Source organism: Algoriphagus persicinus (assembly GCF_035156415.1).
Taxonomy (GTDB): domain Bacteria; phylum Bacteroidota; class Bacteroidia; order Cytophagales; family Cyclobacteriaceae; genus Algoriphagus; species Algoriphagus persicinus.
This window is the reverse complement of the sequence record NZ_JAYEEY010000014.1, coordinates 62,748-76,488: the sequence shown is the minus strand read 5'-3', so window position 1 is coordinate 76,488 and position 13,741 is coordinate 62,748. Positions and strand designations below refer to the sequence as shown.

9 protein-coding genes are annotated in these 13,741 nt (G+C 40.1%); 3 read left to right on the top strand and 6 right to left on the bottom strand.

The window, feature by feature from the left end:
* Positions 1-288: 288 nt before the first annotated feature.
* Positions 289-1,191, top strand: coding sequence for an NAD-dependent epimerase/dehydratase family protein (locus U3A58_RS12540; RefSeq protein WP_323823775.1), 903 nt, complete (start codon positions 289-291; stop codon positions 1,189-1,191).
* Between the two features lie 124 nt (positions 1,192-1,315).
* Here the strand turns inward: U3A58_RS12540 and U3A58_RS12535 are convergent, their stop codons facing one another.
* The 4 genes from U3A58_RS12535 to U3A58_RS12520 form a co-directional block, all read right to left on the bottom strand.
* The gene (locus U3A58_RS12535) at positions 1,316-3,601 is read right to left on the bottom strand and encodes a S9 family peptidase (protein WP_323823774.1); all 2,286 of its coding nucleotides are present in this window, start codon (positions 3,599-3,601) and stop codon (positions 1,316-1,318) included.
* 101 nt (positions 3,602-3,702) lie between these two features.
* Entirely contained in the window at positions 3,703-4,038 is a 336-nt protein-coding gene (locus U3A58_RS12530) for a DUF5655 domain-containing protein (protein WP_323823773.1), read from the bottom strand.
* Positions 4,039-4,264: 226 nt separating this feature from the next.
* On the bottom strand, positions 4,265-5,266 hold the full coding sequence (locus U3A58_RS12525) for an endonuclease/exonuclease/phosphatase family protein (protein WP_323823772.1): 1,002 nt from the start codon (positions 5,264-5,266) through the stop codon (positions 4,265-4,267).
* 76 nt (positions 5,267-5,342) lie between these two features.
* A complete protein-coding gene (locus U3A58_RS12520) occupies positions 5,343-6,488 on the bottom strand; it encodes an acyltransferase family protein (RefSeq protein ID WP_323823771.1) in 1,146 nt (381 codons plus the stop codon).
* A 115-nt stretch (positions 6,489-6,603) separates the two neighbouring features.
* On the opposite strand from U3A58_RS12520, the gene U3A58_RS12515 reads away from it, so the two are divergent.
* Both U3A58_RS12515 and U3A58_RS12510 read left to right on the top strand, forming a co-directional pair.
* The gene (locus U3A58_RS12515) at positions 6,604-7,488 is read left to right on the top strand and encodes a PPK2 family polyphosphate kinase (RefSeq protein WP_323823770.1); all 885 of its coding nucleotides are present in this window, start codon (positions 6,604-6,606) and stop codon (positions 7,486-7,488) included.
* Between the two features lie 130 nt (positions 7,489-7,618).
* Positions 7,619-9,004, top strand: a complete 1,386-nt coding sequence (locus tag U3A58_RS12510; protein WP_323823769.1) for a S8 family peptidase — start codon at positions 7,619-7,621, stop codon at positions 9,002-9,004.
* A 47-nt stretch (positions 9,005-9,051) separates the two neighbouring features.
* On the opposite strand, the gene U3A58_RS12505 is transcribed toward U3A58_RS12510, so the two are convergent.
* Positions 9,052-11,262 carry an adenylate/guanylate cyclase domain-containing protein gene (locus U3A58_RS12505; protein WP_323823768.1) on the bottom strand — a complete coding sequence of 737 codons (2,211 nt, stop codon included), beginning with the start codon at positions 11,260-11,262 and terminating at the stop codon, positions 9,052-9,054.
* A 348-nt stretch (positions 11,263-11,610) separates the two neighbouring features.
* The gene (locus U3A58_RS12500; protein WP_323823767.1) at positions 11,611-13,740 is read right to left on the bottom strand and encodes a c-type cytochrome domain-containing protein; all 2,130 of its coding nucleotides are present in this window, start codon (positions 13,738-13,740) and stop codon (positions 11,611-11,613) included.
* Between the last annotated feature and the right edge of the window lies 1 nt (position 13,741).

The following is a 13,741-nucleotide window of genomic DNA, read 5'->3' as shown; positions in this document are numbered from 1 at the left end:
CTGGCCGATAGATGAAAAAGCGGCAGGTTAGTTATAGGATTATAGAAAATTCTCTCAGTTCCTTGAATTTGAAATTTGATCCTTCAAGTCTTCTTTTACGCCGGGTTCTGTCCAAGTTATCTTAATGACATATGACAGATAAATCGTCCACTATTTCCCATTCACTATCAAAAAATAAAGTATTCAATTTTCCCTAAATTTGTAATCACTACTTGTGAAATTCACATGGCACCTGCTGGATAAACACTCAGATGCTGACAAATAAATTCATTCAAAAAAGAAGAATACATGACTAAAAAGCGAATATTTTTTACTGGTGGATCTGGAAAAGCAGGAAGGCACGTGGTAACCTACCTGCTCGACCAAGGACATAAAGTGATGAATGTAGATTTGGTGCCTTTGGATCACCCGGGTGTGGATAATCTGACGGCGGATATTACGGATTCCGGTCAAATGTTTAATGCTATGAGTTCGTATGCCGGGTTAGATGAATTGGAACTGGGTAATGGCGTGCCTAAATTTGATGCCGTAGTTCATTTTGCTGCCGTACCTAGGATCTTAATCAATCCGGATAATGAAACTTTTCGGGTAAACACCCTCGGTACCTATAATGTGATCGAAGCAGCTGTAAAGCTTGGAATCAAGAAAATCATTATAGCTTCCTCCGAGACTACCTACGGCATCTGTTTTTCGGATGGCAAAACTGATCCGAAAGTGCTGCCTCTGGAGGAGGATTATGACGTAGATCCTATGGACAGTTACGGGTTGTCCAAGGTGGTAAATGAGAAAACAGCTCGCAGCTTCCAGAGACGCTCAGGGGTTGATATTTATGCCCTTCGTATCGGAAATGTGATTGAGCCTCATGAATACGCAGAACTGTTTCCGCATTATTTCAGGCACCCTGAGGTACGCCGAAGGAATGCATTCTGTTATATTGATGCGCGTGACTTGGGACAGATTGTGGATTTATGCTTGCAAAAAGATGAGCTTGGTTTTCAGGTTTTCAATGCTGGAAACGATCAAAACGGTGCGATCATTCCTAGCAAGGAATTGGCTGAGCAGTTTTTCCCTGGTGTACCTATTACCCGTGAATTGGGAGAGCATGAGGCCTTGTTTTCAAACCGTAAAATTCGTGAAGTCCTTGGATTCAAAGAGCAGCATAACTGGCAGAAATACCTGCAATGGGAATGATAGCTTGTTTTTCAATAGCCCCTCAAAGGAGATTTGAGGGGCTTTTTCTACCTTGAGAGATGAAAAATTATGATTCTAGGTAAAGACACCAGCACCCTTATTTCCATTTCTTTTCGGCTGGGAATCACTTCTTAATCTGATAGTGCCGCAGCGGCTTTTCTCCCATAAGATGCTCAATAAAGTAGTCCCAGCGCTTTTTGGTAAAGTAGTCACCATCTGTTCTACCAAAGCTATGGTTTCGACTTGGCCAGATGAATAAGTCAAAGTCTTTTCCGGCATTGATTAATGCCTCTGCAAATTTGAAAGTAGCCGAAGGATTAACATTTTCATCTATTCCTCCATGCGCCAATAGAAGATATCCTTTTAGGTTTGCAGCATTAGTGACGTTGGATTGCTCATGGTAGAAATGCCCAACAGGATAACCCATGTACATTTCTGGCCACCAGGCTTTTTCCATTCTGTGATCGTGGTCTCCGGCAGAAGCCACACCTACTTTGTAGAAATCGGGGTACAGCAGCATGGCTCTACCTGCATCATATCCACCAGCTGAGTGACCAAATATCCCGACTTTGTCTATGTCTATAAACTTATGTTTGGAAGCAAGGTTCGTGATGGCTAAGACATGGTCTGTTGTACCGTCTCCAAGATTTTTGTAGGAAATGTCATTGAAAGCCTTTCCTCTACCTGATGTTCCTAATCCATCTACCGTCACTACCACAAATCCTAATTCTGCCATGGGCTGTTGCAAGCCCATTAATCCGGCCCTAAAAGTTTTAGGTGTAATATCTATGTGCGGACCCGAATAGGTATAGTCTATAATAGGGTATTTCTTTTTGGGGTTAAAATCGGTAGGTAAGTAATAGATTCCGTAAATGGTAGTCTTACCATCCTTAGCTGTGGAAGTGAATTGCTGTGGGCTCTGATAGCCTTTTTTGAGTAAATTATAAATGTCAGCTTTGGAAATTTCGTGTACAATTTTCCCTGTTTTCAATTCCCTTACCACGGAGACTGTAGGCTGGTTCACTGTAGAAAAATTATCGACGAAATACTCATTTCCTCTGCTATAACTGATTGAATGATAAGCGTTTTCAGGGGTTAATAATTCTAACCCGCTGCCATCAATATTAACTTTGTAAACCAATGAATAATAGGGGTTTATGTTTTCTTCCTTTCCTGCAGCTTCGAAGTAAATTGTGCTGTTTTCCTCATCTATGGATAGGATGTTTTTTACCACATAATTTCCTGAAGTGATTTGATTCACAAGTTTCCCGGTCTTCCAATCCAGCAAATAGAGTTGATTCCAGCCTGATTTCTCTGTGCCAATTATGAATTGTCCCTTGTCAAGCCTTCTGAAAATATTGTTGTTATTGATATGTGTCGGGGAGGTCTCGGAATAGACTTTCCGGATTTCTTTGGAATCTGTATTGATCTCGATAAGGTCAAAACTTTTAAATCCTCTTTGTAAATAGGTGCCGAAGAGATTTTCACTTTCACTATCCCAGCTTAAGTTCATCCCAATAAAGTGTGGAAGTGAGAGTCTTGGGAACTTTGTCTCCTTTTTACTTTCAATCTCAAACAAAACAGGCGTGTACATCACCACGGTAGAATCCCCGGGTGATGCCCGGTAATACCCCATCAGTTGGGGGCGGAATTTATCATCCTGACTGTTGTCTACTAGCAGCATCTTTTCTGCCAAGCGTAAGTCCACTATTTGGGTTTGGATTTTCTTAGAATCCGGTGACCAATTGATGCTAAAATGCGCTGGGCGTTCACCATTTTCTCCGAGAATCATATCTGACCAGCCCCAATAAGAAGCATATTCATAGTCTTTTTTCCCGTCATAGCTCAGTTGCTTTTCTTCGCCGGTTTCCAGATTTTCTACGAAAAGATTGTAATTCTTCACATAGGCTTTCCAGTTGCCATCAGGGGAAATAGAAACAGCTCTATCTCTGGAATCTGAAGAAGCTCTCTTGGATTCAAGCTTTCCATCGGTATAACTCCAATCTTTATTTAGCCATTCAAAGACCAGTGATCCATCATTTTTGAGTTGAATTCGATTGAATGGGAGACTTTTTGAATCTATCTTTTGTCCGCTTTGGGCACTGAGAAATTTGGCTAATTCTTCATGATCAAAGGCCTCTTGAGTCTGTCCCTTATCAATGTCAGTTAGAAAAAACCGCTTGCCATCCCGGGTGTAGGTCTGATGCCAAAAGCGTTTGTTATCATCCAACCAATTCGGATTTACATCCAAATGATAGACTTCTTTTTGGATAGAATTACTAAGGAAATATTCTGCTTTATGATAGGTGTCTTCGGTGATCTGGGCAAGAGTGTATTGACTACTGAAAGCCAAGACGAGAAGGATCACAGACGAACGAAGGAATGATTTGTGAGGCTGTGTTTTAGACATAAAAAAGGGGATATGGCGTTGAAAATCAAGATATCCCCAAAATTCAGAAGAAACACTTCAGCAATTGACCGAAAGTGATCTTATTTTGTGAGTGGTACTATTTATCCAGCATTTGCGTAGGCATTTTTCAACCAATTGATAACCTCACTCGTTATTTCAGCTTCATTAGCCAAGTGAATCTTGTGACTGCACATACCATTGGTTTTGGTGTCGATTTCCAATATGCCTTCAGCTGGATGACCTTTGAGGTTAATGCCGATTTCATATCGGGTTTTGGTGGCAGGGATGAGCATTGCAAATTGCTTTTTACGTTTTACACTCACATAGGAATTCATATGGGCAAAGTCCACGTCGGAGCCAAATGCTTTTATTTCAGTACTTAGTTTCTCATAAATAGGCAAAAAGTGCTCCTTGCCTTTATATTGCTTGCCGATCAATTCATCTGTGTCATAAGCTGATCCGGCATCTGATTTTAGTGTTTTGTGAGCAACGAGATTTGCAAAACCATGGGAAAATTGATGTGCTGTTTTTAAGAATTTGATTATTTCACCATGCTTTTCGAAGTTTTCTTTTTGAACAATCGCAATCCAACTGATCGAGGCTTTTACCTGTATTTTTTCCTAGATTGTAGATCATTGTTTGAGCAGCTTGATCCATAATATGTTAGGTGTTTGATATTTCTATTTCACAAAGAACTGGGAAGTGGTCTGAGGCTTTCTTGAGTGAATTACTTATAGCTTGAATTGTGGCATTATCCTTTTCTAAATATGGATTCCAAACAGTTCCTTGAATTACCTTTAATCCTTGACTGGCAAGTATGTGATCAATCAATACATTGATTTGATCGCCCGTGATTCGGTCTTTGTACTTGCTGGAATTTGGCGTGTAGCCATAGCTATTGAGTTTTGGCTTGGGTAGAACCGGTTTCAAAACAAATTCTGGTTTCCAGACATCTCCTAGAAGGATTTCAACGGCACTTTTTGAAAATTTATTTTCGTAGAAATCCAGCTCAAATCCATCATTGATATCTCCCATCACCATTACTTGTTGGTTTTTCTCCAAATACTTATCGCAGTGCTCACGAATAGACATACACTCCGCAAATAGCTTGAGTCTATCACGAGCTGAAATCTGCTCGAATCGGGCATAATCTACCATGTCAAAAATTCCTTTTGACTTAGTATGTGCGATTATTACGCGGGTGATCAAACTATCGTCTAAACCTAGAATGCTCAGTTCAAGTGGTGGGCGATAATGTCTGTATTGCTCTTTGATCAGTCGATTTGTGGTGTCTTGTAAGAAAGGCTCGTCAAATCGACTTCCGGTTTTTGTTTCAGGTGTGAACAGAACCTTGACTTTGTCGGGTTTGTATATTGCGCAGAGTTCCTGCTGACCCGCAGAGGGGAAACCATGAATACCTTTGTAATTCGAGCCTGGAATAAAGGTTTGACACCAGATTTCCATTTGTTGGGAAGCAGTTTTTGATCCGTCCACTAGGGTGTTTGGACCTTCTACTATTCCAAGGAAATCCGGATTCATTGCTTTGATCACATCTGCCAATTGCTGACTTCTAGTGAGTTCTTTTCCGGTTGTTTTTGGGTTTCCGTCGGTGTCAAAAAGATCCCGCATCCACTCTACATTGTAAACTCCGATTGTTAGTATCATAAAAATATACTTAGGTTAAAAATCAACCTTAAGTTACATTATTATAGATATTTATCTGACTAACAATTTGTAGTATTTATACTTTGATGTAGATTTTTCTTTTGTCCATCCATAGTCCTATCATCCAAATAACTAGCATGTAGCTGAATGCAAACAGGAAGGAGGCCATTTTAGGAGTCAGCCAACTGGTGAATAAGTTAGTATAAATGAATCTTCTTAAAGTAGTGTCCCCCAACGGAATCATAGACAATAGGCTAATGACCAACCCGGAAAGCACATAAAGGATAAGCGGATTCCTGCCGAAAACCTCGAAGAAATAGGTCCAACCTTTCCACTTTTTGATTTCAATAACTCCAACCAACAGTGCGAGTAAGAATAGGCCAATGCCTATAGTCAATAAAACATAAGAGCTAGTCCATATTTTTTTATTGATGGGAAAGGCTAGGTCCCAGATGTAGCTAACTACTATTAAAGCTATGCCTATCATAAGCAGTTTTTTAACAGTCTCCATGGTGTTGCCCAGTTTCTGAATCATTTTCCCGGCGAGATAGCCGGCGATTACATTTACTATCCCAGGTAAAGTGCTGAGGAGTCCTTCCGGGTCGAAAGGGATTCCCTCGCCGCCGTACATTCTCTCGGGACCTATGAGTGCTAGGTCAAGTTTGATGGCTGCATTGCCAGTCAGGCTATATGGGTCAGCGGCCTCCCCGAAGAAATACATGATGGCCCAATAGCCTAGGAGCGCGATTGCACTGAAAATCCAGCCTAATTTGATGCCTCCATAATAAAGCACAATGGCTGCAAAGAAATAACAAAGGGCGATTCGCTGTAAAACTCCGAAAAGACGCACTTCAGTGATGTCAATAAAACTCATAGCTCCAGTATCTGACAAATCATAAAATGGAAAAGCATTGAGCAGCCATCCTATCAGAAAAATCAATATGGTTCGTTTCCCTACTTTTTTAAAGAACTCATTGCTGGGCATTTGCTGGAGTTTTCTCATGGAAAAACTCATGGCATTGCCGACCACAAATAGGAAAGTAGGGAAGACCAGGTCAGTGGGAGTGAATCCATGCCATTTGGCGTGAGCAAGAGGCGCAAATAAATTGCTCCAGTCACCGGCTGTATTGACTATGATCATGAATGCAATTGTCAATCCGCGCAGCACGTCAAGAGCCAGGTATCGATTAGTTATACCTGGAGAGATAGAATTTTGGACCATTTTAAGGTTGGTAAATTGGGGTGAAAGATTGGGTTTTTATGCAGCCTTAAGATAAAATATTATCTTGTTCTTTACTTAAAAACTTACTTTTTATCCATATATAATCGCGAATCGCATGAAAGATATTTCCATTGAAGACTTTAAAGTGACCAAGACGATTTCCCTTAAATCAATTCCTACAGCAATAGATCTGGAAGCCTCGGAAAAAAAGAAGGAGAAAGAATTGGATAAATTGAGAGAAAAACTCAGTAAGCAACAGGATATAATGTATGCTCATAATAAATATGCTGTCCTGATCTGTTTGCAGGGAATGGATACAGCGGGTAAGGACAGCTTGATTCGGGAGGTATTCAAAGAATTTAATCCTCGCGGAGTGGTGGTTCATAGTTTCAAAACGCCTTCCAGACTAGAACTTCAGCATGATTACTTATGGCGGCATACTGTGGCTTTGCCTCAGCGTGGTAAATATGGCGTTTTTAATCGCACTCATTATGAGAATGTATTGGTGACGCGCGTTCATCCTGAATATATTCTAGGCGAAAATATTCCCGGGATCAATTCAGTAGATGATATCACAGTGGGTTTTTGGGAAAAGCGATTTGAGCAAATCAATAATTTCGAAAAGCAGATCAGCGATAATGGAACGATCATTTTCAAATTCTTCCTGCACTTGGGAAAAGAGGAGCAAAGGCAGAGATTACTTCGTCGGCTAAATAAAGAGAAGCATAATTGGAAATTTTCCCCCGGTGACCTAAAAGAGCGTGACCTATGGGATAATTATCAGAAGTGCTATGAAGAGGCAATTAATAAAACTTCCAAACCGCATGCACCTTGGTACATTATTCCATCTGACAATAAAGAAGCTGCTCGTGTATTGGTGGCCAAAGCAATTTTGGAACACATGAATTCCTTTAAAGATATCCAAGAACCTGAGCTTGATGATAACATCATGGAGAATATCGATATGTATAAAGATATTCTTGCAAAAGAGTCTGGTTAGGTAGAAATTTGTATTCTGAAGCTATAGAAATGCAGAAAAAAGTATAGGTTTATTTTTGACTAATGTTGAATTTTAGTATTTTGATGGACTTTTAACCCATTGATTTTTAATTAGTTGAATTTTTACTACTATGAAAAACTTAGTCAGTCTCCTGATAACTGGATTTGTCTTATTTTCCTGTGCACCCGATGATAATTCAAGTAAATCTTTACCTAATTCAATTATAGCAGATGAGCAGGGCTTATATAACATCGAATTGGTTTTTGATGAATCCTCTGGTTTGGCACCACTCATCAATACTTCCAACTGCCTAAGTGGAGTGGATAGCAAGCCTTGCCAAGAAGATGTGAGGATGCTCAAAAATCAAGTGCTTGAAAAAATCAATCAGATTGATAAATCTATTCAGGTTGACGAATTACATATCAGAGTTTACCTAGATGTATCTGTCTATTTAGGCGGACTGACGGCAGTTCAATATCAAAATTTGGCAGAGAATGCTGCTAACGGTCATTACCTATTGTCTTCTACATTTGAAATCCAAATTAGACGACCAATTATGCAGACGGAATACATTCAGCAGGCTAGACGTCCCATCATGCAGGAGCAACTGAGGTATGATCCAACAACTAAAACAAGCTTGATGATCAAAGAAATCGGCGGAGGTCAACCCGGCTCTTCAAATCCAACTCATCGTGTATGGATAGTAGATACTGGTATTGATTCTACGCATCAGGATTTGAAATTTAGTCCTGCTGAAGTAGCATCTTCTCAAGATTTTACTATTGGTGGCGGTAATAGTGGCCCATTCAAAGATGTCATTGGGCACGGTACTTTCTTGGCTGGAGCCATCGGCGGACTAGGCTCTACAGATCCAAGTTATACACAGGGCTATGGCGTAAACGGGGTGTGGCCTGGGGCAAAAATGGTTTCTATTAAGATTTTTAAAGACAACAACGGTAAAGCAAATAGTGGTAGTATAACATCTGCTTTAGAGTACATATTGATCCAATCAGTTTCGGGAGATATAGTGAATTTAAGTTGGGGGATAAATTTATCTCCAAAAAAATGTGATGATCCCCCATATAATAAAATATATGAAGTGATTGATTCACTGGCATCAAAAGGAGTAAATATTGTGATGTCAGCGGGCAATGAAGCAGAAGAATCCTTGACCAATTTCCCCGGTTGTATCAATTTGGATTCCAGACCTGATTCGGTTAAATCTAAAATTTTCACTATCGGATCTGTTGAGGTTCCTGTTTCTGGAACCTATTATTACTCGATCTTCTCAAATTACGGAAAACCTTCAATTGATTATTTGACTCCGGGAGAGGATGTATTTACTACAGCACCAGATGGTAAATATGTGCTAGTGTCGGGTACATCCATATCAGCAGCTATATTCTCTGGAATTCTTTATGGCAACTCCAATCCAGATACCTTAGCGATGATTACTAGAGGTGCCGCCGCAGGAGCTGCCGACCCTTCTTATCCGATAGCAAAAGTAAGAAATTAGCAAGCCTAACTTATTCCTATCTCTGGTGAAGCAAACAACTACTGCTGTCACTTTCCTTGATTGAGATCATTGGATTGTAATTGCTGATTTTGTTCATACAATTTTTCATCTATTTGATTGAGAATTGATTGCATCGCAGGATCTTTTATATAGTCTCTAAAAATAGGATTAGCTCTAATTTGAAATTCATCCCTGAAGCCAGTGGAAAATGCTTGATATAGGTATTGGATTAGTTTGGTTTTGTTTTTTCTTATTCCTTCCAATTGGGCTAGATCAAACCAAAGATTCGAATCATTTTTAATAGATTCCACGGAATTTTCCCGTGCCTCTATTGCGCTTGCTATCAGTTCCTTGGCCTGTTGTTCATAGCCCTTTTGTAAATATGCATATGCTAAGAAAATTGGGGTGGAATCATAAATGTCATTCAGCGTATTAGGATTAAGTACAAGGATCTTTTCAAACAGTTCGATAGACCTGTCCATATCCCCAGCCATAAAGGAGATATATCCCGCAGATGAGTAATTATAGACTGAATTGGTAGTGTTATTCTCTAGGATTATATCAATAATCTTTACTGCTTCTCTCAATTTGCCTTGTTCCAGATAGACATAAGCGAGTTGTTCGCAGGTGACTGCATCAAAGGTGATAGCCTTTGATGCTTCAAGCCAGTCTATTGCCAGCTTCGGATGATCTAATATTCTATAAATCCAGCCTGTGATTTGACTGGGAATGTAATTTGAAGGATTCAGCGATGCTGATTTGATTTGGAGCTTTAGGGCAGGGATTAGTTCACCTTGTGTCATATAGACAGTTGCCAAATTCCCCATGGCGCCACTAAAGTTTGGGTTGAGTACCAAAGCCTTTTCCAAAGAAATCTGGGCGTATTCGATCTTACCCTGATAGTAATACACCGATCCTCTAGACTTAAATGCCTCTCCGAGATATTGATCGATATCCAAGGCATGTGCACTGGCATTTAAACTGGAATCAAGCCAATTTTCCCCTTCACCAAAATACACCAATCTGGCGTAGGAATCAGCCAACCCGGTATAGGCTAAGGCATAATTTGGGTCAATTTCAAGTGCGGCTTTGTAATACCTTATGGCTTCCAAAGTTTCGCTTTTTGTGCTTTTACCATAACTTTCCTTTGCTTTTAAATAAAGCTCATAGGCCTCAAAACTGTTAGTTTGCTCTTTGGAAATCTGTTCTTTTTCTTTGGAGCTTAGATTGCTATTGAGGACGGTGGCGATTTTGGAAGCGATCTCTGTTTGGACCTTGAAGATATCCTTTACCTCTCTATTGAAGGTTTCTGTCCAAAGATTTTTGTTTTCTATAGGATCAATCATCTGGACATTTATCCGGATTTTATCTCCAATCCATTCTATTGAACCTTTGAGAATGGTGGTGACATCCAGCATTTTAGCTATTGAATCTAAAGGGATATCAGAGTCTTGATAGTTGGAAACGGCATCCTTATCAATCACCTTGATACTTTCAATTTTGGAAAGGTGAGAGATTATATCCTCAGTCAGACCATCTGCAAAAAACGCCAGATCGGGATTGGTAATGATGTTGGTAAAGGGCAATACGGCGACAGATTTATCCTTTTCCCAAGTGTATTCATTCCACAGTAAGGAATAGATCAGGAACACTGAGAGGACAAACGAAACGGCTAGACCTGCCCAAAATTTCCAAGGTTCCTTTTCCTGACTTTTCACTGTCTGGATCATTTCCTTACGTTTTGGGATAGCCAAAGGTCTATTGGATAAGGCAAAAAGCTCCAGCGCTTTTGTTACATTTTTCAACCTAAAGGAGCCTAAACTTACATGGCTAAGGCTTGAATTAGGAGGGAGTTCTTCCAATACTTTGGAAGAAAAAAGGACACAGGAGGGTACGCCAATGCTTTGAACCCTTGAAGCGATATTGACAGCATCCCCGTAAACGTCTCCATGATCTAAGATTACCCCACCGCAGTGCAGACCAATTCGTAGTTTAAGGTCTCCTCTTTTGATCCATTCCTGCTGAATCTCAAGACTTGCTTTTAAGGCTTCTTCGGCTGTCTCAAAAGTAGCCAGAATTCCATCCCCAAGTTCTTTAATTACTAATCCGTGGTATTTGTGAAGAATGCGATTGTGAAGATCTAGGTTTTGCTTCATCAGCTCAAACGCTTGGTCTTCGTCTTGCCCCATTAGCAGGGTATAGCCCACTATGTCAGAAAAATAGACGATCGATTGCTTCCGATTTAGCTCTTGATTCATAAAAAATCGCAAAAGTGGGTGATAACCTTACATTAACTCATGCTAGTCAGCCAATTAATCTAAGCATTTTTCAGGAGCTTAGAAAATCACAGGGGTTGCTTGAATCTGATTTACGATTCGATAGGTAATTTATAGGCGTATCCGATTTTTTCCAGTAGTGAGATGTAATAAAAATAGGATGTGCAAAACACTTGCCCTATTGAAAGCTACTTATTTTTAGTCTTCTATGCAGGCAAAATAAGTTTTTTCAACCTACTTATTTGTAGGAATCATGTTACTGGAATCATATCGGATAGCTATTTTGCATTTAAACTAGGTTCAAAAGAATTCTAAATCTCCTCTTAATAGCTATTCATTAAAAATCACCTCATCTACAAATACCCAGCCCTTACTGCCAGCATTTGAATGCCATTTTGGTAGATGAGGAAGAGGTGTTACTGTGATTTTTAGCTTTTCGTAATTTGTATTTGCAAGTTCAAAGCTTAGTAATTCAGATCTTGCAGAAGATGCTTTAGAGGAAGGTGTAGGAGTACTTCTTGCCAATTGCTTCCATTTTCCATTTTCTAAGCCTTGAATTAGCACCTTTGCAGGAGGGAAAATATGTGCGCCTTCATTGTAAAGTAAACTGAGTGAAACTTCAGCTGGCTTCTTGGAGCTTAGAAAACTGACATCTAAAACCATCGGCTCATCCTGAAATCCCAGCCACTTTTGACCATGGTTTGTAGCATCAGCTTTCTCCAAATCAAAAAGGGTTGCTGTGCCTGAGGCCTTATATTTTGAGTTTGGCTCGTAGAATAGAGATGATTCAGAAGGCTTGATTCCAGAATGCATAAAAACTGATTCTATTACTTTTGAACCTTTCCACTCTGCGGCATAGGCCTTAGCCATTATCTTGCCCGTAGTTTTGACAAAAATCGGATGGCTATAAACAGCACTTGAAATACTATCAGGCTCAGTAGCATCCAAGGTATAACGAATTTCGACTGACTTAATCGGGTGAGAAAGTTTTAGCTCAAGACTGTCTTGATAAATAATTTCAGATTGAGTGATGATAGGACTATTCAGCTCATATATTATACCTTTCCCATCAAAACCAAAGTCTATTTCGGTGTCTGGAAGTGCCCTTTGAATAGTTTGCTGATCTTGAGTATTCAATCCCGTTTCCCATAAATAGAGCTTTTTCAATGACTTCATGTTAGCGAGATTTTGTAGCGATGCATGGTCAATTGTGTTACCAGAAACCGCCAAAACTTCAAGTGTATTGAGTTCGGAAATCACCTTCAGCTGCTCAGCCTCCAAGTCAGTGAAATTCAATTGGAGTTCTTCCAAGTGTTTGAAATCCTTTATAAAGGTAAGGTCGATTCTGGCTAAAGGCATCTTATTCAGACTAAATCGAACGATTTGATTCTTGACTTTTTTTAGATCAGAAAGGGACTTTGGGGGAAAAGCTGAAATACCAAAGTAGGAGACATCCAACGCTGGAGATTCTGGGAAAAGTGGTTGGACGGAGCGAAAGGAAGTGTTTAACGCCTGAATTTCGTCTCGGTCTGCAGGCTCGAAGGAATAGATTTTATTTCCCTCAAACTTCACTGATGCCAACTGGTATAGTTCATTTGTATCAGGCAGAGAAACTAGTTTTTGATCAAAACTAGCTCCAGTCGCAACCCACTCACTAAGGATCAGCATCTCCTCATCAGTCAATTGAGTTTTATTTTTTGGAGGCATGTGCTTCTTGTCATCCATTGGAAGATTAATCCGCTGAATAAGTAGGGATTTCTCAAAATCACCTGCAAGTACAAACGGCCCTGTTTTTCCGCCCTTTTGCAAGCCTTGGATGTGATCCATTCTAAGTTCACCTTTTACCTTGCCTTCTTTATGACAGCTGATACATTTTGCTTGTAAGATTGGCTGGACAACGTTTCCAAAAATCTCAGCTTCGGCTAGTGGAATTACCTCAATTTCATTTGACTGAATAGGGGCCAAAAGAAAATCCTCACCATGTGTCAATCCCGCTCCCCAATGCCCCGTGGCAATTATCGCAATAGCTAATGCGATACTGGAAATCCGAATTAGTTTGGCTTGGATGGATCTAAAAAAATAGAGGATTATGCAGCCTGAGAAAACCAGAAGACCTCCCCATTTGTGCCAGGTTAGAATATCTCCGGTGTATTCCTCCTGAGCCAATATCAACCCAGCAAGCACTGTGATTCCAGCGAAGTTGCATCCCGCCAAAAAGCTGATTTCTCCTATTTCTCTGATCTCAGGTTTTTTATCAATCCCCGGAATCCAGAAAAACAGCACGCCCATCAATAATAATACAATAGGAAAGTGTAAAAGAATAGGATGGCTTCTGCCTACTACCTGTAGCCAATCTGGCAAAACCACCGAATTTCCAGCAAGAGTGATGATAAGTGTGAGTCCTATCCAGATAAAAAGGGTGCTTTCCAGAATGGATCTGATCGAAGAAATCTTGAGCATA